The following is a 26,504-nucleotide window of genomic DNA, read 5'->3' as shown; positions in this document are numbered from 1 at the left end:
ACCGCCCTATGCCGCCGGCGCCCGGATCGACGCGAAACCGGGGTGTAAGCGCGCGCTACCGGCCGCTTTCGCGTCAACCCACGGGGTGGGCCCGCGCGGGCCCAGACGTGAACACGGCCCCGGGCGCAGTGCCCGGGGCCGTGTTCACGTAGAGGGGACTAGGCGCGGCCCATGCCGCGGTACTCCCAGCCGGCGGCGCGCCACTCGGACGGGTCGAGGCAGTTCCGACCGTCCACCACGCGCTTGTGCGCGACGACAGAGCCCAGCGCCACCGGGTCGGCGTGCCGGAACTCTTCCCACTCGGTCAGCACGACCACCACGTCGGCGTCGCGGACCGCGTCCACCGCCGACGTGGAGTACGCGACCGTCGGCAGCGCGCGCCGGGCGTTGTCGATGCCCTGCGGGTCGTACACGGTGATCTGTGCACCCGCGTCGGCGAGCAACCGCGTCACAGCCACCGCCGGCGAGTCGCGCACATCGTCCGAATTGGGCTTGAACGTGGCACCGAGGACACCGACCCGAGCCCCCGCCAGGTCACCGCCGAGCAGCTCGGCGGTCAGCTGGACCGCCTTCTCCCGGCGCCGGTCGTTGATCTGGTCGACCTCGTTGAGGAACCGCAGCGCGTGCCCGACACCGAGCTCCTCGGCGCGGGCCTGGAAGGCCCGGATGTCCTTCGGCAGGCACCCGCCGCCGAACCCGACGCCCGCGCGCAGGAACTTGTTGCCGATCCGGACGTCGTAGCCGATCGCCCGTGCGAGCTGCGTCACGTCGGCGCCCGCGACCTCGGACACCTCGGCCATCGCGTTGATGAACGAGATCTTCGTGGCCAGGTACGAGTTCGCCGCGACCTTGACCAGCTCGGCGGTCGGGAAGTCGGTGACGACGGTGGGGACCTCGCGGTCCTCCGCGGCGCCGAGCTCGTAGACGCCCTTGTAGGTGGCCTCGAGCATCTGCTGAGCCCACTCGCTCTTGACGCCGAAGACGAGCCGGTCGGGGCGGAGCGTGTCCTCCACCGCGAAGCCCTCACGGAGGAACTCCGGGTTCCACGCGACCTCGACGCCGGTGCCGGCGGGCGCGTGCTGCGCGACCAGCTCTTCCACCCACTCGGCGGTTCCGACCGGAACCGTCGACTTGCCGACGATCAGCGCCTTACGAGTCAAATGCGGCGCCAGCGACACTACGGCCGATTCCACGTACCGCATGTCGGCCGCGAGCGAACCGGCCTTTTGCGGCGTGCCGACACACACGAAGTGGACGTCGCCGAAGTCGGCGGCCTCCGCGTATGAGGTCGTGAAGCGCAGACGACCGGTCGCGAGATTTCGACGGAGCATCTCGTCCAGCCCTGGCTCGTGGAACGGCACCTGGCCGTCCGCGAGTTTGGTGATCTTGGACTCATCCACGTCGACACCGAGTACTTCATAGCCGAGTTCGGCCATCGAGACGGCATGGGTGGCCCCGAGATACCCCGTGCCGAGCACTGTTAGGCGAGGGCGTTGGGGGATCGATTCCGACACGCGTGCTTCCTCCTGTGGCAAGACCCACCGGGTCAGCTCTACTGGGCCGGGCGGGGTGCAGGGGCCGTCCGGGTCGACTCAACCGTTCGAGGATAGATGGTGCCCGCGAGCCCGCACGTCGAACCACACGCCTCAGTCGGTAAGGTTGGAAACACTTAATGAGCGTTAAGGCTCGGCTTTAGTGAAGGGATGTTACGCCGTGGACGCTTCGTTCGGTATTTACCGGCTTGCGGAGGAACACGGCTATGTCCGCGATGCCGTACGAGAGATCGCCGAGGGAGCGATTGCACCGTATGCCGCAGAGGTGGACGACAAACCACGCTTTCCGGCCGAGGCGCGTGAAGCTCTGACGAACGCCGGTTTTCACGCCGTGCACGTGCCGAAGGAGTACGACGGCGAGGGTGCGGACGCGATCACCGGCGCGATCGTCGTCGAGGAGGTCGCCAGGGTCTGCGCGTCCAGCTCGCTGATCCCGGCCGTGAACAAGCTCGGTTCGACGCCGGTGATCCTCTCCGGATCGGACGAGCTGAAGCGCGAAGTGCTGCCCCCGCTGGCGCGCGGCGAGGCGATGTTCTCGTACGCGCTGTCCGAGCGGGAAGCCGGTTCGGACGCGGCGTCGATGTCCACGCGGGCGGTCCGTGACGGTGATCACTGGGTGCTCAACGGCACCAAGGCGTGGATCACGAACTCCGGCGTGTCGACGTACTACACGGTCATGGCGAAGACGGACCCGAGCGCCGGTTCGCGGGGAATCTCCGCATTCGTGGTCCACAAGGACGATCCGGGCTTCTCGGTCGGCGCCCCGGAGCGGAAGCTCGGCATCAAGGGCTCGCCGACCTGCGAGATCTACTTCGAGAACTGCACGATCCCGCTGCACCGGATCGTCGGCGAGCCGGGCACCGGCTTCGCCACCGCGATGCGGACGCTCGACCACACCCGGCTCGCGATCGGCGCCCAGGCGGTCGGCATCGCCCAGGGTGCATTCGAGGTGGCGCGCGACTACGTGAAGCAGCGCAAGCAGTTCGGCCGGCCGATCGCCGACTTCCAGAGCCTCCAGTTCATGCTCGCCGACATGGCGCTCAAGATCGAGGCCGCCCGGCAGATGGTGTACGTCGCCGCCGCGAAGGCCGAGCGCAACGAGCCGGACCTCACGTTCTACTCGGCCTCGGCGAAGGTGCTGGCCTCCGACACCGCGATGTCCGTGACCACCGACGCGGTCCAGCTGCTCGGCGGCGCCGGTTACACCAAGGACTTCCCGGTCGAGCGGATGATGCGCGACGCCAAGATCACCCAGATCTACGAGGGCACCAACCAGATCAACCGCATCGTGATGGCTCGCCAGCTGCTCAAGTAAGCGCGGATGGTCCACACTGGCTGCGGCCCTGCCCGCTGCCCCGAGGAACGCCGCGATGCAGCCGTTGTCGGTCGACGACCTCGCCGTTGTGCTGCGCGCGCTCGGCGACCGTGACCGGCGGATTCGCGCGGCCGCGTCCGAGGTGCTCCGGTACGTCCCGGTCGGTCCCGACGTCGTCCGGGCCGCGGCCCCCCTTGGGTTACCGCTTTCTCCGGCGGACGCCGCCTCGCGCGCCGTCCGTCCGCCGGCGGAACCGGCCGGGCCGGTGGAGCGGCGGCTCCTGGGCACCGCACCGGCTGATTGGCCCGCCGTCGTGGAAGCGCTGGCGAGGGAGCAGCCGGAGGCGCTGCTGGGGCGGGCGTTGGCCCGGGTCGCCGGGCCGGCGCAGCTGCTGTCGGTGTGCCGACCGGCGCTCGAGGAGCGTTCCGCCGGTACGCGCAGGACGGCCTGGAGCACGCTGTACGTGGCGGCGCCGGCGCTGAGCGGCTTGCCGCCGGAAGCCGAGATGACCGGCGACGAGCGGGACGTGCCGTACGCGGCGCTAGCGCGGCTGCTCGTGCTCGTCGCTTCGTCGGAGCCCCGCCCGGGCGCCGGCGCGATTCCCCCCGAGCGACCGAGGCCGCCGATCCTGCCGCAGGAGCCGTCGTACCCGCCCGCGGCGCCGCCGCGTCCACCGACGTCGCCACCGCCGCAGGAGCCACCGCCGCAGGAGCCCCCGCCGCAGGAGCCCCCGCCGCAGGAGCCCCCGCCGCAGGAGCCAACGCGGCGGCCTCCGTCGGCCGTGCCGCCGTCGGTTCAGCCCCCCGCGCAGCCGCCTCCGCGGCCGACGCCGGCGCCGCCGTCGTATGAGCAGCCGCCGTACGGGCCGGCGCCTGGGCCGCCTCCGCAGGAGCCGGCGCCGCCGTCGTATGAGCAGCCGCCGTACGGGCCGGCGCCGTACGGGCCGGCGCCGTACGGGCCGGCGCCGTACGGGCCGGCGCCGTATCCGCCGGGGCAGTACGGGCCGCCGCCGGTGCCGTACTCACCACCGCCCGCTCGCCGGGGCGTCTCGCGGTGGTGGCCCTGGAGCCGACGGCGCTACCGTCCCGGTCGCGCCGAGCCACCCACCGCGCTTCCCGCCGAGGAGCGGGCACCGGTCGAGGCGCGGCCGTCGACAGGTGAACGAAAGGTGTTCGCGCGCCTGGACGCGCCCGACGCCGTCGTGCCGGACGTCGAGTTCGCGCTGTTCGTCGGACTGGGCTCGGCGCCGGGGATCGGAGCGATCTCGGCGCCGTTCGAGGTGCCGACCGACACGTTCACACTCGGTGTGCAGGTCCTTGCGGAGGGCTTCCGGGTCCTCGGTGAAGGGCTGATTCGGGAGCTCGTGGTGTCCGACCTGGACCCGCACCCCTATGCGCTGGTGCGCTTGGTCGCCGAGGACACCCCCGAACTCCGCGCCGACCGGGCGATTCAGGCGGTGTACACGCTCGACGGGCAGATCCTCGGCGTCGCCTCCCGGGTCGTGCGCGTCCTACCCCCCGAGGCCGCACCCCCGGCCGCGCCGGACCGACCGCGGCTCGCACCCGGGGCGCCGCCCCCAGCGCCTCCAGGACCGCGCCCTCCAGCCCCGCAACCCCCACCCGCGCCACGGCCGGCCGCACCGAACCCGGCGGCGGGTCTCGCGCCCGCGCCCGGCCCGCAGCCTCCGGACCCGGCGTCGCCCGGGGCGCCGCCTCCCGGGCGGGCATCGCCGGGTGCTCCGGCGGCGGGTCCTGCGCCGCCCGCGCCTCCGCGGCCGGTGCCGTTTCGCGTCGAGTCCGCGGAGGCGGGGCCGGGGCTGCCGGGGATGCCCGGGTTCAGCGGGCTCGCGACCGGCGTCGACTGGGTGTTACCGAGCGATCCGGACACCCAGCCCGATCTTGAAGTGATCGTCGCGCCCGGCAACGACACCGCGGGCAACCGGCTGGTCTGGTACCTCCGCTCACCCCACCACGGCGTCCCGCTGCCGAGCGAACCGGTCCGCGTCGTCACGTCCGGCACCAACGCCGAGTGGGCGCGCGGCATGATGCGCGGCGTCGAGGATCGCCGGGACGCCGCGGACCGCGCCCAGTACCTGCGCGGCGTCGGATACGAGATCCGGCAGGCGATGCCGGACGCGTTCTGGACCGCGGTGCGCGCGGTCGCCGACCTCTGCGCACCCCAACCTCCCACGGTCCTGCTCGCGAGCTGGGAACCGTACGTCCCGTGGGAGCTGGCCACGGTCGACGATCCGTGGGACGCCGGGCAGCCGGATGTCCTGGCCGGACAGACCGTGCTGGGCCGCTGGACCTACCAGGAACAACACCGGACGCCCGCCCCTCCCGCCGCGCTCGATCTGCGGGCGATGGCGGTGATAAGCGGCCGGTACGAGCGAGCCGCGCGCCTGCCGGAAGCCGAAGCCGAGGCAGAGCGGCTCGCCACCCGGTACGACGCCGAGGAGATCGAAGCCCGGCTCGAAGCGGTGCTCGGCGTCCTCGGCGGACAGCCGGTCGTCGACGTTCTCCACGTCGCCCTGCACGGGCGCCTCGACGCCACCGGCAGCCAGGACGGGCTGCTGATGCTCGACGGCACGTGGCTGAGCCCGCGGTCCGTGCGCGGGGTCGGGGAGAGCCCGATCCGCCTCGTGTTCCTCAACGCCTGCCAGGTCGGACAGGGGCAGCAGGCGCTCGGCGAACCGGCGGGCATGGCGGCGGCGCTGGTCGGCCTCGGCGCGGGTGCGGTCGTCGCACCGCTCTGGAAGATCGACGACGGTGTGGCCAGGGACGTCGCCGAGCACTTCTACCCGGCGATCTGGGCCGGCGAGTCACCGGCGGCGTACCTTCGCCGGCTACGCGGAACCACGCAGGCGGCCGACACGGTGTCGGCCTATGTCTATTTCGGTCACCCGCGGCTGCGGGTGTCGTGGACGGGAAGGGACGGCGGTGCCTGAGCTGGAGCGCGACAACGAGCTGGAGTTGGCGTACGGCGTCCGGATCCGGTCGTCCGGCGTCAGCGCGACGGTCGGCGACGTGCAGCGGGCCCCCACCGCGGGCGGTCCGGTCCGGAGCGTTGCACCCGACGACTTCCTCGCCGACGCCGGTGAGGCCGGTGCCCGACTCGCGTCGGTGGTGGCGGACGCCGGGCTGCGGCCGGTGCTCTCGGTGCCGCTGGACGACCTGACGGTGCCGCCGGGGGCGTCCCGGACCGTGCGCGCGATCACCGGCGACGCCCCGTTCGTCGAGATCTCGGTGCCCGGCCCCGACCCGGACGAGGGCCAAGTCGTCCTCGAGGTCGACGACGCCGGGCTGGTGCGCTGGCACGTCGACGTCGAGGCGGCGCTCACCGCAGCCGCGATCGCCGACGGGACGCCCGTCCCGCCGCGCCACGTCGCCCCGGTGCGCGGCGGAACCGACCAGACGTTCCGGATCCCGGTCGTGCAGGTCGACGCGGACGGCCTCGGCGGCGGGCAGCGTGGCTTACTCGGGTTCGGCGTCCGGAAGATCCTGCACCTGATCCGGTTCCCGATCGAGGCCGCAGCCGCAGCGGCGGGCAAGGCGGTCGTCGGCTGGTGGGAGGACCGCCATCGGCCACACGCCCTGCAACTGCTCACTCCGGGGACGCTGGGCGACGTACCACCGCCGAACGGCGTGTCCACCGCCCGGATCGCCGAGCTGGCCGACAAGCCGTTCCTGGTCCTGGTGCACGGCACGTTCAGCACGATCCGGGGCGGCTTCGGCGGACTGAATCGCGCCGGTACCGGCGGCCCCGACCTGACCGCCCTCGTCGCCAAGTACGAGGGCCGGGTACTCGGATTCGACCACCAGACGCTGCACGTCGACCCCGCCACCAACGCGGACTGGTTCCTGAAGCGGTTACCGACCGACCGTCCGGTCACGCTCGACCTGCTCACCCACTCCCGTGGTGGCCTGGTCGGACGCCGGATCGCCGAGCCCGACCGCGCTGCGGCCGCCGGCGTGCCGACGCCGAACGTCCGCCGCCTGATCCACGTCGGGACGCCGAACGGCGGCACCGTGCTGGCCTCGCCGAAGCGCTGGACGACGTTGATCGACGTGTTCACGAACCTGTTCGCGCTGCTGCCCGAGGAGACGGCGTCGACCACGGCCCAGGCGGTGATCGAGCTGGTGAAGCAGGTGGCGACCGGCGTCTTCAACGGGCTGGCCGGCCTCACCGCGATGGACCCGGGCAACCCGGCGGTGGCCTCGGCCAACGCCCTGCCGCTCGGCGGTGGTCTCGGCGGAGCGGCCGGTGTGGCGCGGGCCATCGCGTCGGACTACAGCCCGGGCGCGGGCGACCTGCGGTTCAAAGCGCTGAACGCGCTCGTCGACCCGTTCTTCGGTGCGGGCAACGACCTGGTGGTGCCCACCCAGGGTGTGTTCGAGGCCGGGGACTACCGGGTCACCGCCCCGTTCGTGGTGCCGTTGCCGAACACGGTCGTGCACACCGCGTTCTTCTCGGACGCCCGGGTGCGCGCCAAGCTCGGCGAGTGGCTCCCCGGCGCGAACTAGCGCCGAATCCACCCACCAGCGCGCCGGAGCTGCTCGGAGCGCGCCCTAGAGACGCCGGGTCTCCTGGGGGTCGTCGTTGTCGGGCCGGGCGGGGGACCGGATCGCCTCGTCGGTGTCGTCGGCTGCCCGCGACCGCCCGTAGACCGTGGGGGCGTAGCTGGTCGGCCCTGGCGGCTGGTCGGGCGGCGAGTACGTCGTCGGGTAGGCCTGCGCCTGGTACGCGTCCGGGGAAGGCGCGTCGGGCGGCGTCGAGGAGTACGTGGACGGCGGGTACTGCGCACCTCCGGAACCGGGATACGGCGACGCCGACGGGAACTGGGCCGAACCCGGGGCCTGCGTCGGGCGCTCGCCGTAGCCGCCGTAGTTCGGCTCGGAGGGGCCCGACCCGTACGTCGACTGCGGGTAGTTCGTCCCGGCGGGATACTGCGTGGTCGGCTGGGGCGCCGGCCCGCCCGGTGACTGCTGCGGCGGACTGTCCCAGCCGGGCGCACCACCGTACTCGGGGCCCTCGGAGCGGTAGCCGCCATCGCCGGGCGTCCGATCGGGACCGAGCGGCGCACCAACAACGGTGGGCTGCCCCTCGGGGGCGGACGAGGGCCCGTGGCCCGGAACGTAACGGCCAGGACCGCGGCCGGGGCCAGGACCGGAGCCAGGGCCAGGGCCGGGGCCGGGGCCAGGGCCGGGGCCGGACGGACCGGTGGCCGCGGGCTGCGCCACCGCTTCGGGCCGCGCCTTCCGCCAGCGCGACGGCACCACCAGCGGCGTCAGCAGCAGAAACCCGGCCAGCCAGAGATAACCGGTCGCCACCGCCGAGACCAACGTCTGCTGGTCTTCGTTGTCGAGGATGTCCTTGCCGAGGTCGTAGATCGGCGAACTCGCCGAGAGGCCCATGCCGGAGACGACCAGGAACCCGACGCCGGCCAGCGCCGGACCGACCGGGGAGAGCCGGGTGACGAGCAGGACGCCGAGCGCGACGGCGGCCACCAACAGCAGGCCGATACCGAGGTACCGATCGGTGTCGTCGCCGCCGGGTAAGTCGAGCGTCGATCGAGCCAGGCGGGTCGGCCCGAAGGCGACCGCCGCCCAGATCACCGGAGCAAGGACGAGGGCGAGCACCAAACTTCCGAAGTGCCGCATGAGCTCTCCCCGGGCCGGTGGGTCGGGTACGTCGCGTCCATTGCAGGCTACCCCCCGCTGCCGACAATCCGAGCGTCGTCGGAGGTCAGGCGTGGGTCGAGCGACGTGTTCAGTCGAGGAGACGGGTCAGGTTCGGGAAGCGTCCGGCGACTGCGCCCGACCGCAGCCACTCTTCCCACTCCGGCTTGCGGCGCAGCTCGGCCAGCGCCGCGCGCGCACCCTCCAGGTCGCCGCGCCGGGCGGCGTCCAGTGCGGCGTGTACCGCCCGGGTGCTGTCCGGGGCGGCGTCGGCCAGCATCGCGCTGTCGCCGTCCTCGTACGCGCGCTGCAGCGAGAGCAACTGCCGGAGCTGGGCGAGAGGCTCGAGCGCGTGGTCGACGCGCAGGTCCACCGCGACGGCGTCCCACGGCTCGGCCAGGCGGCGGCCACCGACGACCAGCAGCGCGGCCGACTGGCGTCCGCGGAGGTCACCGCCGACGGCCTCGCCGGCCTCCAGCGCGGTGAGCAGACGCTCGGCCAGCGGCAACGAGCTGTGGACGTAGGCGTCGGCCATCGCGTCGAGCACCGCGGGCGAGCGGAGCAGGTTGCCCTGGACGCTCCAGCCGTCCCCGTACCGGTCGCCGCTGGTGTCGAGGCAGCCCTCGCCGGTGTGCACCGCGACCACCCCGTCGGCGGCCAGCACCGCGACCTGGCGTCCGGACGCTCCGGCGTCACGTCGGAGCAGCGTGCGGAGCACCTGATCGGCGGGGACGCCGGCCTCCAGGCCGGCCAGCGCGTGCGGGCCGTAACCACGGCGGGTCTGCGACTGCGTGACGACGACGCCGACGCCGGCTTTCGCCCACGGCACGGCCCGGCCGACGGCGAGCACGCACGACGCGACGCCGACGCCCAGTTCCCCCGTGACCGGATCCCGGCCGAGTACGGAGAAGGTCACCTGCGGCGAACCATCGCTGACCTCCTCGGGCACCGGCCACCGGCTCAAGCGTAAGGCCGGTCCCGGCATCCCCGGGAGGGGTCAGTCGTCACCGCCCGCCGACGCGGATCTTGCCGAGGATCCAGACCGCTTCGACGCCGTCCCGCCAGGTGATCTTCTTACCCTCGGCGCGACCGCGGGCCCGGTAGCTAATCGGCACCTCGTACGGCCGGATCCCGCGCCGGAGCAGCTTCGCGGCGATCTCCGCCTCCATGCCGAACCCGGGCTCGCGGACGTCGAGTTCGCGGTAGAGCGCGGTCGGCATCAGCTTGAATCCGGTCTCCAGGTCGGTCAGGTAGCAGTTGAACAGCACGTTGCAGGCGGTAGTGACGCCGCGGTTGCCGAGCACGTACCAATATGAGTACGACGCGTGCGAACCGAACGTGCGGGTGCCGAAGACGACGTCGGCGTCCCCGTCGAGGACCGGCTGGACGAGCTTCGGGATGTCCTCCGGCGCGTACTCCAGGTCGGCGTCGCAGACGACCACGTAGTCGCCGCTGGCCAGGCCCGCCGCGGTGCGCACGGCAGCGCCCTTGCCGCGGTTGAGCGGGTGTGACCCGACGATCATCCGGGAGTCGCCGATGCCGGCGAGCGCTGCGGCCGTGCGGTCACGACTGCCGTCGTCCACCACCACGAGTTCGACGGGACACGGATAGTCCACGTCGAGGACGCGTTTGACCGCGCTAGCGACCGTGCGCTCCTCGTTGAAGACCGGCATCAGGACGGACAGCTTCACGCATCGAGTCTAGGGATCCCGAGCCACCTCGGGAGAGGGCAGTGAGAACAGAGTTGCATTTGGGTGCAGAGGGGCGGAAGGCTTCCATTGCCGCTTTGAGTCTGATAGACACGGTATGTCCATATATTCTGGACGCACGGAAGGGGGTGGCATGGCACAGTCGTTGGTCGCAGTGCGGTCGGTGGCTGCGTCGCCAGTGCCATCGGCTGCGCGGCACCGACGTGCCGTGATGCCGGGCTCCGCCGATGTTCCTAGGACCTCGGGAGTCTTCGGGGTCACGGGACGTCTTGCGGGCGAGACCTCCAGTCGGAACGTCCGGTCCCGCCCGTCGTGCACGACGGAGCACGACGCCGGCTCTAGGAGGCGCCGTTCACGATCCGGGTTCGCTCGGGTCCACGACGGCGACTTATTAGTCGGCACCGCCGAAGACGGTTCTGATCGCGGCACGCGGTAGACACTTCGGCGACACGGTCGGAAGGCCGTCGGTACTCCACTCGATCCTCCCCAGGGGGTGGAGCTCGACGCTCTTCCATGTGAACAAGGCCCCGGCCCGCCGACGCGGGCCGGGGCTCTTTCATGCGTAGCGCACCGTGACGCGTTCGGACTCGACCACCCGGTCGACGCGAGCGGGATCCGGGTGCCGCAGCAGCACCACACCGGCGCCCGCCACCAGCGGCGCCACCACCCAGTCCAGCGGTGACGGCTGGACCTTCTCGTCGGTCTCCACCAGGATTCGCCCCCCGGTGTCGAGGCCCAGCGCCTGCGCGCGGTCCGCCCCGAGCGTCACCAGCTCGGCGAGCGACCCGGTGCCGAGCAGCCCCGGCCCTGCGGTGTTCACCGTTTCGTACGGTGCGAACCGGTCGCCCTGCCCGCGCACCTCGACGGCGTAGTCGGTCGTCCCGGACGGCACCTCGCGCAGCGGCGCGGCCAGCGGTGCCAACGACAGCGCCCACACCTCGTCGGCCCCCACGTCGCCACCGAGATCCACGGCCTCCGCGGCTCGGTCCGCCGCCGTGAAAACGACCTGCGGCTCGACGTCCGCAGCAAGGGCCTGACCCGCCACGGCGGAGTACCCGACCGCGACCCCGGCCCGCCAGCAGCCCAGCAGGACCACCGCGGTCTGCCAGTGCGCCGGCAGGAGCACCGCCGCGGTTGCGCCCGGCTCCACCCCCGCCTCCTGCAGCAGGTTCGCGGTCTTCGAAACCCAGTTGTCGACGGTGGCCACCGAGAGTTCGACCCGCTCGCCGGTGCGGTCGTCGTACTGCGTGATCAGCGGGCGGCCCGGGTCGTTCGCGAGCGCGCGCCGCAACGCCGCATCCGGTGATTCCAGTGGCTGTGCCATGCCTCGTACGCCCCGTTCCCGCGTTGTCGGTTGCCGAATCGTTGCACGCCAGGTGGGCCGCGGGTGCACGGTGTCGCGCCCCCTCATCCCGCAACCGAACGCGCCGACGGCCTCTTCGTGGACGCCGATCCACGACCGAAGCCGTACTGAGACGACGCGGGGGACTCGCTTCATGGCTCGACACACGACAGCGCGCCGGTGGGCACTCGCCCTCCCGGCCACGGTCGTCGCGGCGGTTGCCGGTGGGATCGCGCTCACGCCCGCCGGAACCGTCGTACAGGCCACCGCGGCGCCGATCGCGCCCGCCGAGGCGGACGCTCCGGTGCAGGCGACGACGGCCGCGCCGACCCCGGCAGCGGACACCGACACCTCCGTCAAGGGCTCCAGCGCCCCGGCCAAGGTCTCGGTCCGGACGCTCGCGCTGGGCAGCGCCTCGAACCCCACCGGTGGCGCGCGGGTGAGCACCGCTCAGCCGGCCGGCGTCCCGCTGGCGTTCACCGCTGAGGCCGCCGCCGAGCTGCGCGTTCTCCGCACGGCGGCGAGCGGCACCCCGTTCTCCGCGATCGGCGTCAGCTGGCAGCGGGACCCGTCCCTGGGCCGGGTCAGCGTCGCGGTCCGGAGTCGGGCCACGACGTCCGCTCCGTGGTCGTCCTGGACCACGGCGGCCAGCGGGGAGAGCGACGACCGCAACGGCACCAACGCGGTCCCGGCCGACCTCCGTGAGGGCCCCGGCCTGGTCTGGACCGACGAGGCCGTCGCGGCCGAGGTCGTCGTGACCACGGTCTCCGGCCGTCAGCCGGTCGACGTCAAGGTCGACCTGATCAACCCGGGTGTGACCGCGAGCGACGCGGCCGCAGCCGACGTCTCCGCCGCGACCGCGTCGGCCTCACCGGAGGCGGTGGCCGAGGCCGTCGCGTCCGCCGCGCCCGCCGCGCCCGAGGGCGAGGAGGTTGCCAGCTCCGACCCGCTGGTGCCCGCTGCCGCCGCGGCGCCGAACCCGGCCTCCTACGGCAACGGCGTCGTCAAGATCTACAGCCGGGCCGCGTGGGGCGCGAACGCCGCGTACATGAAGTGGACGCCGAAGTACGCGTCCAAGGTGAACGCGGTCGTCGTCCACCACACCGCGACCAGCAACAACTACACCGCGGCGCAGGTCCCGGCGATCATCCGCTCGATCTACCACTACATGGCCGTCACCGAGAAGTACGGCGACATGGGTTACAACGTGCTCATCGACCGTTTCGGCCGGGTCTGGGAGGGACGCTACGGCGGCCTCACCCGCGCGGTCGTCGCCGCGCACGCCGGTGGCTTCAACAGCGGGACGAGCGGCATCGGCATCATCGGCGACCACACCAAGGTCGCGGTGTCCGCGGCGGCCAAGGAGGCCGTCGCCCGCTACTCGGCGTTCAAGCTGGGCACCGCCAAGGCCAACCCGACCGGCACCACCAGCCTCACCGGCGGTCCGTCGACGAAGTTCAAGTCCAAGGTCACGGTCAAGCTGCCGACGATCTACCCGCACCAGAGCACGAGCTCCACCGCGTGCCCGGGTAAGTACGGCATGGCGATCATGAGCTGGGTGCGCACCCGGGCCAAGACCCTTGTCGCGTCCTACAAGCTCGGCACCACGATCGCGGTGAAGCCCGTGGTCACGAAGCCGACCGCGAAGCCGACCCCGAAGCCGACCGCGACCCCGAAGCCCACCCCGACGGTCAAGCCGACCCCCACGACCACCCCGACCGCCCCGCCGACCGCGGGCCCCACCACTCCTGTCGCGACCGCGAACGGCACCACGGTTCCGGCGGCCGGCCTGACCCTCTACGGCGCCGGCTTCGGCCACGGCCGCGGCATGAGCCAGTACGGCGCGAAGGGTGCGGCGAAGCAGGGCCTGTCCGCGACCAAGATCGTGAACTTCTACTACCCCGGCGCGGCGCTGACCGCGAAGGGCAACCCGACGCTGCGCGTCCGGCTCTCGGCGATCGACGGCGGGCACTTCACGTTCGCCCCGACGTCCGGCACCACGGTCACCGGCCTGGTCGCCACCGCCGCCAACGGCACCACGGTCGCGCTGCCCGCGCGTTCCGGCTGGCACGTCGCCCGCAGCGGTGCGAGCTACCTGATCCAGGAGAAGGTCGGCACCGCCTGGGCGACCGCCTACACGCTCGCCGCCCCGGTGACGTTCAGCGGCCCGGCGTCGCTCACGGTGAACTACAGTGCGGCCAAGAACGACTGCCGCGGCGGCACCAGCGTGACGTTCAACGGCTCGCTGACCGCGCTGGTCGCGGACAACACCGCCCGTTACGTCGCTTCGATGCCGGTCGACACCTACCTGCGTGGTGTCGTCGCGTCCGAGATGCCCTCCAGCTGGAGCGCCGCGGCGCTCCAGGCACAGGCCATCGCGGCCCGCACCTACGCCACCGCGAAGATCACCTCGTCCCGCTACTACGACGTCATCGACACCCAGGCCAACCAGTGCTGGGACGGCAAGCTGTCCGAGGCGGCCGCCACCAACGCCGCGATCACCGCGACCGCGGGCAAGGTCCTGACCGTCGGCGGCAAGGTCATCAGCGCCGAGTTCTCCTCCGACAGCGGCGGCTACACCGCCTCCGGTGGCGTGAGCTACCTGCCGGCCAAGGCCGACCCGTACACGCTGGCCGCGGAGTCCTCCGCGACCAACTGGACGAAGGTCCTCACCCCGGCCCAGCTCGCGGCCGTCGACGGCGCCGCCGGCCTGACCAAGGTCACCGCGGTCAAGGTCACCAAGCGCACCGGTTTCGGACGCTGGGGCGGCCGGGTGGAGACCGTGCAGCTGACCGGTACGACCGCTGCCGGAAAGGTCACCACGGCGACCGTGACCGGGGCGGACTTCCGTACCCGTCTCGGCCTGCGGAGTACCTACCTCGGCTTCACGAAGTAAGCGCTACGGTGACCGCCAGGGGGAGGCCCTGGCGGTCACCACGTGCGCCACGGACGGCGTCGACCGTACGGTGACGGGTGCCACTCGGGCGTACTCTCTACAGCGCGGGAGACCGGGTAGGTCTACCGCGAACGAGGTCACAGCCGACCTCGTTCGAGTCGGGGTCCGATCGGTCGACACGAGTGCGACAACAGGTCGACGAGGAGATAACTGGTGACAGGCGGCAACGGCCCTCGAGTCCTGGTCGACGCCACGGCGGTTCCGGCTGACCGTGGCGGCGTTGGTCGGTACGTGGACGGCCTGCTTCCGGCTCTCGGCCGGGCCAACGCCGATCTGGCGGTGGTCTGCCAGCGGGCCGACGCAGAGCGTTACGGCCGACTCGTCCCGGCGGCAACCGTGATCTCAGCGCCTGCGGCTGTCGCGCACCGCCCGGCCCGGCTGGCCTGGGAGCAGACCGGCCTGCCACTGGTGGCGCAGCACGTCAACGCCCAGGTCGTGCACTCACCGCACTACACCCAGCCGCTGCGCGTCTCGTGTCCGGTCGTGGTGACCGTGCACGACGCGACGTTTTTCACCGACCCGCGGCACTACGACAAGGGCAAGGGCGCGTTCTTCCGGTCCGCGACCCGCACCGCGATGCGCCGGGCGTCCCGCGTGATCGTGCCGAGCAAGGCGACCCGCGACGAGCTGATCCGCCTGCTGGACGCCGACCCGACCAAGCTCGACGTCGCCTACCACGGCGTCGACCCCCGGGTCTTCCACGTGCCCGACGACGCCGAGTGCGCGCGCGTCCGCGCCCGGCTGGGCATCGGCCAGGCCAGCTACGTCGCGTTCCTCGGGGCGCAGGAGCCGCGGAAGAACGTCCCGAACCTGATCCGCGGCTGGGCTCGGGCCTGCGCGCACCGCGAGGCGCCGCCCGCGCTGGTGATCGCCGGTGGCTCCGGGCACGACGAGGAGATCGACACCGCGATCGAGGAGATCCCGCCGCACCTGCGGCTGATCCGCCCCGGGTACCTGCGCTACGCCGACCTGCCCGGCTACCTCGGCGGGGCGATCGTGGTGGCCTACCCGAGCCACGGCGAGGGCTTCGGCCTGCCGGTGCTCGAGGCGATGGCCTGTGGCGCCTGCGTGCTGACCACGCCGCGCCTGTCGCTGCCCGAGGTCGGTGGCGAGGCCGTGGCCTACACCGGCGAGGACGCCGACCAGATCGGCACTGACCTGGCGTCGCTGCTCGACGACCACGAGCGCCGCGCCCAACTCGGGGCGGCCGGACGGGAACGATCTCTCGAATTCTCGTGGGACGCGTCCGCCGAGGCGCACCTCGCCAGCTTCACTCGAGCCGTGGCGGCCAGCGCGTGACGGTGAGTTCCTGTCGAACGACCCCTGCGGAGATCGCCCTCGACGACCCCCTCTCGGAGGTGGCCCATTGAGCGGAGCCTTCTATCCCGTCATCCCCGCCGGTGGCAGCGGTACACGCCTGTGGCCGTTGTCCCGCGCCGGGCATCCCAAGTTTCTCCATCAGCTCACCGGCGGTGACCGGACGCTGATCCAGGAGACCGTCGACCGGCTGAAGTACGTCTCGTTGCCCGGCGACACGTTTGTCGTCACCGGCGCAGCGCATGCCGCGGCCGTCGCCAGGCAGCTGCCGGAGGTGCCGGCGTCCAACATCGTGGTCGAGCCGGGTCCGCGTGAATCCGGTCCGGCGATCGCGCTGGCCGCCGCGCTGATCCAGCGCCGCGATCCGGACGCCGTGATGGGCTCGTTCGCCGCCGACCACGTCGTCCGGGACGTCCGGACGTTCGTCACGACCGTGCGCACCGCGATCCACACCGCGGCCGAGGGCAAGCTGGTCTGCATCGGCATCACGCCGACCAGCCCGGAGACCGGGTACGGCTACATCCGCTGCGGCGACCACCTGCCGACCGGCGCCAGGGCGGTGCTGGAGTTCAAGGAGAAGCCGTCGCGCGAGGTGGCCGAGAACTACGTCGAATCCGGCGAGTACGTCTGGAACGCCGGCATGTTCGTCTGGCGGGTCGACGCGTTCCTCGCCGAGGTCGAACGGCAACTCCCCGAGCTGCACAGCGGGCTGATGAAGATCTGCGAATCCTGGGACCTGCCACGGCGGGACGAGGTGCTCTCCGAGGTCTGGCCGCGGCTGCCGAAGATCTCGGTCGACCACGGGGTCATGGAGGACGCGGCGGCTCGTGGCGCGGTGGCTGTCGTGCCGGCCGCGTTCGGCTGGAACGACCTCGGCGACTGGGACGGGCTGGCGGCCGTCCTGGAGCACGACGACGAGGGCAACACCGTCGTCGGCACCCACGACCGGGTGATCACGATCGACACGTCCGGGGCCATGGTCGTCCCGAACTCGAGCCGCACGGTCGCGCTGCTCGGCATGCGGGACGTGGTCGTCGTCGACACCCCGGACGCGCTGCTGGTCTGCCCGCGCGACCGGGCGCAGGAGGTCAAGTCCCTGGTCGAGGCCCTGAAGAACAAGGGTGCGGGCAATCTCTGCTGAGGCGGTCGCGGCGTCGCCGCTCAGTCGGGATTGGCAGCCGCCCTTCCCGCTGGATCTCCGCCGTTCCCTCGGACACCTGGCCCGCGGAAAGGGTGACCCGACCCAGCGGCTGACCGACGGCGCGCTCTGGCGCACCGCGCCCACGCCCGACGGCCCGGGCACGATTCGGCTTCGCCGAACCGACCGCATCCATGCGGACGCCTGGGGTCCGGGGGGCCCGTGGCTGCTCGAACACCTTCCGTCACTGCTTTGTGCGGACGACGATGTGAGCGACTTTTCCGGGGTGCTGGACGCGGCTCCCCACCCGGTGTTGAGCGAGGCGTGGCGGCTGTGCGGCGGGGGTCTGCGGTTCCCGGCCACCCGGCTGCTGTTCGACCAGGTCTCGGTAGCCGTGCTGGAGCAGAAGGTGACCGGCATCGAGGCGCGTCGCTCGTGGCGCGAGTTGGTGTGGCGGTTCGGCTCACCGGCCCCGGGCCCGGCACCGTCCGGGATGGCGGTGGCGCCGTATCCGGCCGACTGGCTCGCGATCCCGGACTGGGAGTGGCACAAGGCTGGCGTCGACCTGTCGCGGCGGCGGGCGATCCGGGCGGCGGCGACCGTCGCCGCTCGGCTGGACCAGCTGGCGCACGGGCCGGTAGTGAACGCCGTCCGGGTGTTGTGCACGCTGCCCGGGATCGGACCGTGGACGGCCGCCGAGGCGGTGCAGCGGGCGATGTCCGGTGCGGACGCCGTGAGCGTCGGCGACTTCCACCTGCCGAACGTTGTCGGGTGGGCGCTGGTCGGGCGCAAGCTCGACGACGCCGGGATGCTCGAGGTGCTCGCGCCGTACGCACCGCACCGGGCGCGCGCCATCCGTCTCGTCGAGGTCGGCCCGGCGCAGCGTCCCCCGCGCCGTGGCCCGCGCTTCTCTCCGCGCGACTACCGCAGGTTCTGACTCCCGCGAGCAACTAAGAGTGGTGTGGGCGGGCGCCCACACCACTCTTAGGTGTCAGCGCTCGATGAGGAAGGCGCTCGCGTCGCGGGGCGGACGGGGGCGAGGGGCCTCGGCGGGGTAGCCGACGGCGACCGAGCCCATCGGGTGCCAGTCGTCGGGCAGGTTCAACTCGGCACGCACCTCATCCGCGCAGAACATCGTCGACGAGATCCAGCACGAGCCGATGCCCTCGGTGGCCAGCGCGACCAGGAAGTTCTGCACCCCGGCGCCCATCGCCACCTGGAACATCGCCCGTTCGCTCGCGGCGCGCCTGGCGTCCGGGTACGTGTGCGCGCCGTCCAGCGCGAGCACCGGCACCACCAGCGCCGGAGCCTCCCAGAGCAGGTCGCCGCGCCGGAGGCGGCGTGCGATCGCGTCCTCGTCGAACCCGTCGCCGCGCAGGTCGGATGCCCAGGCGTCGCGCATCGTCGTGAGCAGCCGCTTGCGGACGTCGCCCGAGGTGACGTGGACGAACCGCCAGGGCGTCGTGTGGTGCGGGGCCGGCGCCGTAACCGCACTCGCCACCGCACGGGAGATCGCGTCCGGGGGCACCGGGGTATCGGCGAACGTCCGGATCGAGCGGCGGAGCGTCACGGCCTCGCGGTGCCCCAGGGCTCGGGCCTCGGCGGTGCCCAGCGCGAACATGTCCTCCTCGAGGACGCGGACCAGCGCGGCGGCGCCCGGTCCGTCGTCGCCGCCGACGTCGACGAGCGTCTGTACCCCGCGGACGACCGCCACCGGAACACCGCCGGACTTCCCCTTCACCAGCTCGGCCGCGGCGGCGATCTGGTCGGCGTCGGCGACCACGGTCATCGCCAGGTCGTTGCCGTGCCCGTCGCGCTGGCCGCGCAGGTCGCGCAGCGGGCGGACCCCGGCGGCGCCGATCGCCACGTCCGCGACGCCGACCCGCCACGGCCGGCCCATCGTGTCGCTGACCAGCACGCCGACGTCGACGCCGAGCGCAGCCTTCAACCCGGCCCGGAGCGCGCGGGCCGAAGCGTCGGAGTCCTCGGGCAGCAGCGCGATCACGTCCTGATCCACGTTGGACGTGTCGACGCCCGCCGAGGCCAGCACGAGCCCCTGGCGGGTCCGGACGATCCGGGTGCGGCCGCGGGTGGCGACGACCGCGGTGGTCTCGGCGTCGATCGCGGCTTCGCGCGCTGCCTCCCGGTCGGTTCCGACCGGTACGAGCCTGCCCTCGGCCTTGCTGACGATCTTGCTGGTGACGACGAGCACGTCGCCGTCGACGAGCCACGGAGCCGCGCTTGCGATCAGCGCGGCGAGATCCGTGCCCGGAGTCACCTCGGGAAGCCCCGGAACCGGCAGGATCCGCACCTCCGCGGCCCGCGCGGTCGCGCCCCCCTCCGGCGGAGGCATGGGCGCCGGCCCGACGGCCGCGCTACCCGCGTCGGGGGGCGGTGCGGCTGTCGCGTGGGACTCGGGGTCAGTCACGGGGGAGTCCGGCGATCGCGGCGGCTTCGGCGACGATGTGCGCGGTCGTCGGGGGATCGGTCATCCAGAGCGGCACCGCCCGGACGTCGGCGCCGAACAGCACCGCGCCGGCGTCGGTCGTGTCGACCAGCCAACCGTCCAGCAGCCCGCCGTACGCGCGTGCCCCGTAGTGCGCACCAACGCCCGCCGCCGACACCTCGACGCCCACCACCGGCAGGCACTTCTCCGCCATCCCGCGGACCGGCGCGCCACCGATGATCGGGGAGACTCCGACCACCTTCGCGGGTGCGGCCGCCAGCGCGGCCTTGATCCCCGGCACCGCGAGAATTGTGTCGATGCTCACGACCGGGTTGCTCGGCGCGAACAGGATCAGGTCCGCGGCCGCGATCGCCTCCAGGACGCCCGGCGCAGGCTTCGCGTCCTCGACGCCTACCTGGACGAACCGGTCGGCCTTCAGCCCGGCCCGGTAGCGGACCCACCACTCCTGGAAGTGCACGGCCCGGCGGCGGACGCCCGCGCCCCCGGCGTCTGGATCGAGTTCGTCGGCCAGCACGACGTGGGTCTCCACCCGGTCGTCGGTCATCGGCAGCAGCCGGACACCCGGTTTCCAGCGGGCGCAGAGCGCCTCGGTGACGGCCGAGAGCCGATACCCGGCGTCGAGCATCCGGGTCCGCACCAGGTGGGTCGCGATGTCCTTGTCGCCGAGCCCGAACCAGGTCGGCTCGGCGCCGTATTCGGCGAGTTCGTCCTTGACCGCCCAGGTCTCGCCGACTCGTCCCCAGCCGCGGTCCTCGTCGTGCCCGCCACCGAGCGTGTACATCACGCTGTCGAGGTCGGTGCAGATCCGCAGGCCGTGCAGGGTGACGTCGTCTGCGGTGTTCACGATGGCCGTGATCTCGGGCGTGCCGGGCCGATTCTCCGCCCAGGCCCGGACGCCCTGGAGAAAGCGGGCTCCGCCGATGCCGCCTGCCAGTACGACGATGCGCATGCTCCCATCGTTGCGCACGCCGCCGACAGCGGTCGCCCGGGGCGTTCGCTCACACCTGGGCGGCGGGTTGTGCCAGGCTGGCGAGCGCACCTGCCGATATGCGGAGATCATGCCGTCAAAGGAGAAGACCGTGTCGTCCACCGAGGCCGAAACGCCCGTCCGGGCACTTTTCGAGCGGTTACGCGGACCGGCGGCGGTGCTGCTCCTGGCCGTGAACGGTTTCCTGCTCGTGGTCGGGCTGCTCTCGATCCTGACGTCGTCCCTCGATCTGAGTGACGCGCTGGCCACCAGCCGGGGCTGGTTCCTCGGGTTGACGCCGGCGCTGCTGCCCGCGCTGGCGCTCGTGCTGGTCGCCGTCGTGCGTCCGGCGAAGGACAAACTCGTGCCGCTGGCCGCCACGATCGCCGTGGCCGAGCTGGGCTTCGCTGCCCTGTTCGGGCTGGTGACGATGCTCAGCACGTTCGCGTCGGGCTACTCGGTCGGGGCGACGTTCGTCGCGTTCCTGGAAGGGCTCGCCTGGCTGGCGCTGGTGGCCGGCGTGCTGTTCTTCGCGCTCCAGACGCTGCTCGCCGTGCGGGGTTCCCGCCCGGCGGCGGTGCCCGGCAGCCCGTACGGCCAGGCTCCCTACCCCGGCCAGCCGGGTCAGCCGGGTCAGCCGGGTCAGCCCCAGCAGGGTTGGCCGGCGCAGTCGCCGTGGCCCGGCCAGGCCGCCCAGGGTTACCCGGGTCAGCCGACGTCGGGGCAGCCCACCTCGGCGATCCCCACGTCCGGTGCCCACTACGACCCCTCCGGACAGTCGGCCCAGCCAGCCTGGCCCGGACAGCCCAGCCAGCCCGCACCCGGGCAGCCGCAGACGGGGCAGCACTCGTGGCCGAGCCAGGCGCCGACCTCCGGCCAGCCCGCCGCATACGCCCCGCCGAGCTCGGGCGGCCCCTTCGGCGCGCCCAACCAGCCCAACCAGCCCAACCAGCCCGGCCAGCCCTACCCGGGGCAGCCCGGCTCGGGCGCACCGTACGGCGCTCCCGGCGGTGCCTACCCGGCGCAGCCCGGCTACGCACCGCCCGCGTCCGCGCCGACCAGCGGCTACCCCCGCCCGACCAGCGGTTACCCGAACCCGCCCGGCCAGGACACGAACGTCGTCAACGTGAACGACCTCCTCCCGCCGGAGCAGGGCGGCGCCCACCGCCCGCGCGCCGACGACGAGAGGTAACCCGCGCCACAAAAACCCCTCGGTCAACCGGCTCCGCAGCGACATAGGGTGGCCGTCATGGTCGAGGTCACGCGCCGGAACGTCGCCACCACCGGAAATCCGGACGATCGAGGTCTCAAACGTGCATTGCGGCGCGCCCGGGACGGTGTCAGCCTCGACCCGGGCGAAGCCGCCACGCTGCTCACCGCTCGGGGTGACCACCTCGAAGAGCTCCTGACGATCGCGTCCCGGGTCCGGGACGCCGGCCTGGTCGACGCCGGGCGGCCGGGGATCGTCACGTACTCCCGCAAGGTGTTCATCCCGGTCACGCGGCTGTGTCGCGACCGCTGTCACTACTGCACGTTCGCGACCGTGCCGCACAAGGTGCCGCACACGTTCCTCGACCGCGACGAGGTCGTCGAGATCGCCCGCCAAGGCGCCGAACAGGGCTGCAAGGAAGCACTGTTCACGCTCGGCGACCGTCCGGAGGAGCGCTGGCCTGCCGCCCGCGAGTGGCTGGACTCCCGCGGCTACGCATCCACGTTGGACTACGTGCGGGCATGCGCGATCGCGGTGCTCGAGGAGACCGGCCTGCTGCCGCACCTCAACCCGGGTGTGATGAGCTGGGCCGAGCTGCAGCGGCTCAAGCCGGTCGCGCCGAGCATGGGCATGATGCTGGAGACCACCGCCACTCGGCTGTGGAGCGAGCCGGGCGGCCCGCACTACGGCTCGCCGGACAAGGAGCCCGCGGTCCGGCTCCGGGCGCTGACCGACGCCGGACGGGTCGGGGTGCCGTTCACCACCGGCATCCTGGTCGGCATCGGCGAGACGCACGAGGAGCGCGCCGAGTCGCTGTTCGCGATCCGGCAGTCGGCCCGCGAGTACGGGCACATCCAGGAAGTCATCATCCAGAACTTCCGCTCGAAGCCCGACACCGCGATGCGCAACGAGCCGGACGCCGACTTCGAGGACTTCCTGGCGACGGTCGCGACGGCTCGGCTAGTGCTCGGCCCGAAAATGCGTCTGCAGGCGCCGCCGAACCTCCTGGACGAGCTGCACACGCCGGAGGCGGCGGAGACGACCGACGAGTACGCGCTGCTGCTCCGCGCGGGTATCGACGACTGGGGCGGCGTCTCGCCGGTGACCCCCGACCACGTCAACCCCGAGCGTCCGTGGCCGCAGATCGACGAGCTGGCCCGTCGCAGCGAGAACGCCGGGTTCACGCTGCGCGAGCGCCTCACCGCGCACCCGAAGTACGTGCTGGCCGGCGAGCCGTGGATCGATCCGCGTGTCGCCGCCCACGTGGCAGCGCTGATGGACCCGTCGACCGGCCTCGCCGATGAAAAGGCCGTTCCTGTCGGCCGCCCGTGGCAGGAGCCCGACCCGGCGCTGGCCGAGAGCGTCGGCCGGATCGATCTGCACGCCACGATCGATACGACCGGCCGCACCGACGACCGCCGCGGTGACTTCTCGACCGTCTACGGCGACTGGGAGGCCGTCGCGGAACACGTCGAGAGCGGCCCGCAGCGCGCCCCCGAACGGCTTGCGGACGACGTCCGCAAAGGCTTGAGCATCGCGGCAGAGAACCCGGCCGCACTGCTCGACGAGGTGAACACCGACGCGGCGCTGGCGTTGTTCGGCGCCGAGGGCGCCGCGCTGGAGACGCTCACGCGGCTGGCCGACGACCTGCGCAAAGAGGTAGTCGGTGACGCGATCACGTACGTGGTGAACCGGAACATCAACTTCACGAACGTCTGTTACGTGGGCTGCCGGTTCTGCGCGTTCGCGCAGCGCCGCACCGACGCCGACGCGTACCGCCTGTCCAACGACGAGGTGGCCGACCGGGCCGCGGACGCGTGGGCGGTCGGCGCGACCGAGGTGTGCATGCAGGGCGGCATCGACCCGGAGTTGTCCGGGCGCGGCTACGCCGACCTGGTGCGGGCGGTCAAGGAGCGGGTGCCGGGCATGCATGTGCACGCGTTCAGCCCGATGGAGGTCGCGACCGCCAGCGCCAAGGCGAACATGTCGGTGCGCGACTGGCTGGTGATGATGAAGGAGGCGGGGCTCGACACGATCCCGGGTACCGCCGCCGAGATCCTCGACGACGAGGTCCGGTGGGTGCTCACCAAGGGCAAGCTGCCGGCCGCGGAGTGGATCTCGATCGTGAAGACCGCGCACGAGCTGGGGATCCGCTCGTCGTCCACGATGATGTACGGGCACGTCGACCACTCCGGGCACTGGCTGGGGCACTTCCGGACGCTGGCCCAGATCCAGGACGAGACGGGTGGTTTCACCGAGTTCGTGCCGCTGCCGTTCGTCCACCACAACGCGCCGATCTACCTGGCGGGCATCGCCCGTCCGGGCCCGACGAACGCGCAGAACCGGGCGGTGCACGCGCTCGCGCGGCTGGCGTTGCACGGGCGGATCGACCACATCCAGTGCTCGTGGGTGAAGCTCGGGGACGCGGGCGCGGTGCAGATCCTCAACGGCGGGGCCGACGACGTCGGCGGCACGCTGATGGAGGAGACGATCAGCCGGATGGCCGGGTCGGAGAACGGGAGCGAGCGGAGCGTGGAGGAGCTGCACGCGATGGCCGCGGCGGCCGGGCGGCCCGTTCGCCAGCGCACCACCACCTACGGCGTGGTGCCCTCGCGTCCGACGCTCACTCTCGCGTAGCGGCCACCGGGGGACGCAGCGGGAGCCGTGCGGTCGCGGTCGTGCCCTGCTCACCCTGCGACTGCAGGGTGAGCGTGCCGCCGTGCCTGGCCAGCACGGTCGTGGCGATCGCCAGGCCGAGCCCGGTACCGCGGATCTTCCGTTCGGTGCTGCGGGTACCGCGGCGCAACCGGCGGGTCACGACCTCCAGCTCGTTCACCGGGATGCCGATTCCGGTGTCGGCGACGGTGAGCGCCACCGACCCGTCACTGGCCTCGAGCGACACGTCCACGTCCCCGCCGTCCGGGCTGTAGCGCACGGCGTTGTCGATGAGGTGGTCGACGGCCTGCCGGAGCCGTTCCGGGTCGGCGACGAGCGGCGCCTCCGACGGTAGCTGCGCCCGGAGGCGGACGCCCTGCTCGCCGGCGGCCGGAGCGTACGCGTCGACCGCGTCGCGGACGATCGTCGCCAGGTCGGTGGGGACGAGTTCGAGCATCGTGTGGCCGGAGTCGAGCGCGGCCAGGTCGAGCAGGTTCTCGACGATCGCCAGCAGCAGGCGCGTGTTGCGGTCGACGACCTCCAGCAGCGGCCGGACGCCGCCGAGACGCTCCTCGTCCCCGGACTCGCGGAGCAGCTCGGTGTAGGCCGCGATCGACGTCAACGGCGTCCGGAGCTCGTGGCCGACCAGCGCGATGTACTCCTCCTCGGAGCGTGCCAGCCGGGCGGCGTAACTCTCCGCGCGGCGGCGCTCCAGGTACTGCCCGATCTGCGCCGCGATGCCGAGCAGGACCGCGATCAGCGAGCTCTCGGGCTCCTCGGCGTGCGCGGAGTAGAACGTCAGGACGCCGATCGTCCGCTCGCCGCTGCGCACCGGGACGCCGAGCGCGGCGTGCAGGCCGCAGCCGGCTGCGATCGGGTCCGACAGCGGTCCGGTCGCGATGTCCGCCACCCAGATCGGCGTCCCGGTCTTCCAGACCGTGCCGGTGAGGCCGGAACCACCGACGACGGGCTCGGACATGCGCGGGATCGGCTCGCGTCCGGGCTCGTCCCAGCGGGCGATCGGAGTGAGCGCGCCGGACAGCTCGTCGGCGAGCCAGAGTTCGGCGTGCGGCCAGTGCAGGCTGGTGCCGATCGCCGCGAGCGTCGTCGTGGTGGCGGCGGCCAGGTCGGACGTGTCCGCCAGTGCCTGCGCCGTGGCCAGCTCGCAGGCCTGGAGCTGTTCCGCGCGGCGGCGCTGGGTGATGTCCTCGGCGGTGATCACCGCGCCGATCCGGTCGCCTGACGTGTCGACGATCGGCTGGCCGTTGACCGAGACCATCCGCGGGCGGTGGCCCGGGGCGAGCACCAGCACGTCGATGTCCCGGACACGCTCGCCGCGCAGCGCCCGGCGGAGCGGCATGTCGTCGGCGGAGAACGGACGCCGGTCGGGGTGGTAGAGGTGCATGGCGGCCGGCCACTCGTCCGGCGCGCAGTCGGCGTAGTTGTCGTCGGCGACGCCGAGCATCCGGCGCAGCGCCTGGTTGAAGACGACCAGGCGCCCGTGCCGGTCGCAGGCGGCGACGCCGGTCTGGAGGCTGGTGAGCAGCGCGTCGGTGAACGCGTTGATCTCGTCGAGCCGGTCGGCGAGCTCGTCGTTGACGTCGGCGACCGGCGGTGGGTTGGCGCTCCGGCGCTCGCGGTCGATCTCGCCTGCCAGGCCCGTCGTGAACAGCTGGGCGGCGTCGTCGATCACCGTGAGCTGGCGGGCCGACCAGTCGCGCGGCAGATGGTCGCCGATCGCCAGGACGCCGACGACCTGGTCGTCGGCGTCCCGGATCGGGAACCCGACGTAGGCGGCGAGGCCGTGCTTCCGTACCGCGGCGGTCTCGGCGAACCGCCGGTCCTGGGTCGCGTCGCCGACGATGATCGGGATCCCGGCCGCGACCACCGCCTCGCACAGCGACCGCTCGGCGGCGATCTCGGCGGGGCCGGCACCCGCGCGCCCGGCGCCGAACGAGCCGAGCACGATCTGGCGCTGGACATGGACCAGCGAGATCAGCGCGTTCGGTGCCCCGCAGGCCTCGGCGACGAGCCGGGCCAGCTGATCGGCGAGGCAGCGGGAAGCGATGGCCTGCGCGCGGTCGACGGCTGCGATCCGGTCGGGCGCGGCCAGCACGGTGTCCCGGCTGGGCCAGTAGCCGCTCGTCGGACGATCCACCCGGCACCCCCATGCTGGTCGTCTTCGCAGAATAAGCCC

General features: G+C 72.6%; 17 protein-coding genes. 9 read left to right on the top strand and 8 right to left on the bottom strand.

Features of this window, described 5'->3' with window-relative positions; all coding sequences use genetic code 11:
* Positions 1 to 158: 158 nt before the first annotated feature.
* On the bottom strand, positions 159 to 1,514 hold the full coding sequence (locus BUB75_RS19615; RefSeq protein ID WP_218617641.1) for a UDP-glucose dehydrogenase family protein: 1,356 nt from the start codon (positions 1,512 to 1,514) through the stop codon (positions 159 to 161).
* Positions 1,515 to 1,713: 199 nt separating this feature from the next.
* Between BUB75_RS19615 and BUB75_RS19610 the strand changes: the two genes are divergently transcribed.
* From BUB75_RS19610 to BUB75_RS19600, 3 genes are read left to right on the top strand one after another with little or no spacing between them, the layout of a single operon-like run.
* Complete coding sequence (locus tag BUB75_RS19610) at positions 1,714 to 2,868, top strand: acyl-CoA dehydrogenase family protein (protein ID WP_073259203.1); 1,155 nt, start codon at positions 1,714 to 1,716, stop codon at positions 2,866 to 2,868.
* Positions 2,869 to 2,923: 55 nt separating this feature from the next.
* Positions 2,924 to 5,815: a CHAT domain-containing protein gene (locus BUB75_RS19605; RefSeq protein WP_073258978.1), complete on the top strand. Its 2,892-nt coding sequence runs from the start codon at positions 2,924 to 2,926 to the stop codon at positions 5,813 to 5,815.
* Positions 5,808 to 7,391: a DUF7379 domain-containing protein gene (locus tag BUB75_RS19600; protein ID WP_073258977.1), complete on the top strand. Its 1,584-nt coding sequence runs from the start codon at positions 5,808 to 5,810 to the stop codon at positions 7,389 to 7,391. Before BUB75_RS19605 ends, BUB75_RS19600 begins: the two co-directional genes overlap by 8 nt.
* A gap of 45 nt (positions 7,392 to 7,436) precedes the next feature.
* Here BUB75_RS19600 and BUB75_RS46330 read toward each other — a convergent pair whose 3' ends face one another.
* The 4 genes from BUB75_RS46330 to BUB75_RS19580 all read right to left on the bottom strand — a co-directional run bounded on the left by BUB75_RS46330 (position 7,437) and on the right by BUB75_RS19580 (position 11,579).
* Positions 7,437 to 8,528 (bottom strand): hypothetical protein, encoded by a 1,092-nt coding sequence (locus BUB75_RS46330; protein ID WP_073258976.1) that lies wholly within the window; start codon positions 8,526 to 8,528, stop codon positions 7,437 to 7,439.
* A gap of 109 nt (positions 8,529 to 8,637) precedes the next feature.
* Complete coding sequence (locus tag BUB75_RS19590) at positions 8,638 to 9,462, bottom strand: DUF1028 domain-containing protein (protein WP_073259202.1); 825 nt, start codon at positions 9,460 to 9,462, stop codon at positions 8,638 to 8,640.
* Between the two features lie 88 nt (positions 9,463 to 9,550).
* Positions 9,551 to 10,237, bottom strand: a complete 687-nt coding sequence (locus BUB75_RS19585; protein ID WP_073258975.1) for a glycosyltransferase family 2 protein — start codon at positions 10,235 to 10,237, stop codon at positions 9,551 to 9,553.
* A gap of 574 nt (positions 10,238 to 10,811) precedes the next feature.
* On the bottom strand, positions 10,812 to 11,579 hold the full coding sequence (locus tag BUB75_RS19580; protein ID WP_073258974.1) for a TIGR03089 family protein: 768 nt from the start codon (positions 11,577 to 11,579) through the stop codon (positions 10,812 to 10,814).
* Between the two features lie 172 nt (positions 11,580 to 11,751).
* On the opposite strand from BUB75_RS19580, the gene BUB75_RS19575 reads away from it, so the two are divergent.
* The 4 genes from BUB75_RS19575 to BUB75_RS19560 all read left to right on the top strand — a co-directional run bounded on the left by BUB75_RS19575 (position 11,752) and on the right by BUB75_RS19560 (position 17,945).
* Positions 11,752 to 14,493: a SpoIID/LytB domain-containing protein gene (locus tag BUB75_RS19575; protein WP_073258973.1), complete on the top strand. Its 2,742-nt coding sequence runs from the start codon at positions 11,752 to 11,754 to the stop codon at positions 14,491 to 14,493.
* A 213-nt stretch (positions 14,494 to 14,706) separates the two neighbouring features.
* Entirely contained in the window at positions 14,707 to 15,852 is a 1,146-nt protein-coding gene (locus BUB75_RS19570; RefSeq protein ID WP_073258972.1) for a glycosyltransferase family 4 protein, read from the top strand.
* A gap of 67 nt (positions 15,853 to 15,919) precedes the next feature.
* Positions 15,920 to 17,011: a mannose-1-phosphate guanylyltransferase gene (locus BUB75_RS19565; RefSeq protein WP_073258971.1), complete on the top strand. Its 1,092-nt coding sequence runs from the start codon at positions 15,920 to 15,922 to the stop codon at positions 17,009 to 17,011.
* 265 nt (positions 17,012 to 17,276) lie between these two features.
* Positions 17,277 to 17,945, top strand: a complete 669-nt coding sequence (locus BUB75_RS19560) for a DNA-3-methyladenine glycosylase family protein (RefSeq protein WP_218617640.1) — start codon at positions 17,277 to 17,279, stop codon at positions 17,943 to 17,945.
* 54 nt (positions 17,946 to 17,999) lie between these two features.
* Here BUB75_RS19560 and BUB75_RS19555 read toward each other — a convergent pair whose 3' ends face one another.
* Together BUB75_RS19555 and cofD are read right to left on the bottom strand one after the other, a co-directional pair.
* Positions 18,000 to 19,361, bottom strand: coding sequence for a coenzyme F420-0:L-glutamate ligase (locus tag BUB75_RS19555; protein ID WP_073258970.1), 1,362 nt, complete (start codon positions 19,359 to 19,361; stop codon positions 18,000 to 18,002).
* A 67-nt stretch (positions 19,362 to 19,428) separates the two neighbouring features.
* Positions 19,429 to 20,424, bottom strand: coding sequence for a 2-phospho-L-lactate transferase (gene cofD, locus BUB75_RS19550; RefSeq protein WP_073258969.1), 996 nt, complete (start codon positions 20,422 to 20,424; stop codon positions 19,429 to 19,431).
* Between the two features lie 130 nt (positions 20,425 to 20,554).
* On the opposite strand from cofD, the gene BUB75_RS19545 reads away from it, so the two are divergent.
* Positions 20,555 to 21,634 carry a hypothetical protein gene (locus BUB75_RS19545; protein ID WP_143175306.1) on the top strand — a complete coding sequence of 360 codons (1,080 nt, stop codon included), beginning with the start codon at positions 20,555 to 20,557 and terminating at the stop codon, positions 21,632 to 21,634.
* A 57-nt stretch (positions 21,635 to 21,691) separates the two neighbouring features.
* Positions 21,692 to 24,289: a bifunctional FO biosynthesis protein CofGH gene (locus BUB75_RS19540; RefSeq protein WP_073259200.1), complete on the top strand. Its 2,598-nt coding sequence runs from the start codon at positions 21,692 to 21,694 to the stop codon at positions 24,287 to 24,289.
* Here the strand turns inward: BUB75_RS19540 and BUB75_RS19535 are convergent.
* Complete coding sequence (locus BUB75_RS19535; RefSeq protein WP_073258967.1) at positions 24,276 to 26,465, bottom strand: ATP-binding protein; 2,190 nt, start codon at positions 26,463 to 26,465, stop codon at positions 24,276 to 24,278. The two genes, BUB75_RS19540 and BUB75_RS19535, sit on opposite strands and share 14 nt — an antisense overlap.
* Positions 26,466 to 26,504: the final 39 nt, after the last annotated feature.

It is taken from the genome of Cryptosporangium aurantiacum (assembly GCF_900143005.1).
Taxonomy (GTDB): Bacteria; Actinomycetota; Actinomycetes; order Mycobacteriales; family Cryptosporangiaceae; genus Cryptosporangium; species Cryptosporangium aurantiacum.
This window is presented reverse-complemented; position numbering and strand designations above follow the sequence as displayed.

Excerpts from the sequence above, each read along its gene's own strand:
- cofD (WP_073258969.1), bottom strand. The coding sequence starts at position 20,424 with ATGCGCATCGTCGTACTGGCAGGCGGCATCGGCGGAGCCCGCTTTCTC.
- BUB75_RS46330 (WP_073258976.1), bottom strand. The coding sequence starts at position 8,528 with ATGCGGCACTTCGGAAGTTTGGTGCTCGCCCTCGTCCTTGCTCCGGTG.
- BUB75_RS19540 (WP_073259200.1), top strand. The coding sequence starts at position 21,692 with ATGGTCGAGGTCACGCGCCGGAACGTCGCCACCACCGGAAATCCGGAC.
- BUB75_RS19580 (WP_073258974.1), bottom strand. The coding sequence starts at position 11,579 with ATGGCACAGCCACTGGAATCACCGGATGCGGCGTTGCGGCGCGCGCTC.
- BUB75_RS19555 (WP_073258970.1), bottom strand. The coding sequence starts at position 19,361 with ATGCCTCCGCCGGAGGGGGGCGCGACCGCGCGGGCCGCGGAGGTGCGG.
- BUB75_RS19575 (WP_073258973.1), top strand. The coding sequence starts at position 11,752 with ATGGCTCGACACACGACAGCGCGCCGGTGGGCACTCGCCCTCCCGGCC.
- BUB75_RS19605 (WP_073258978.1), top strand. The coding sequence starts at position 2,924 with ATGCAGCCGTTGTCGGTCGACGACCTCGCCGTTGTGCTGCGCGCGCTC.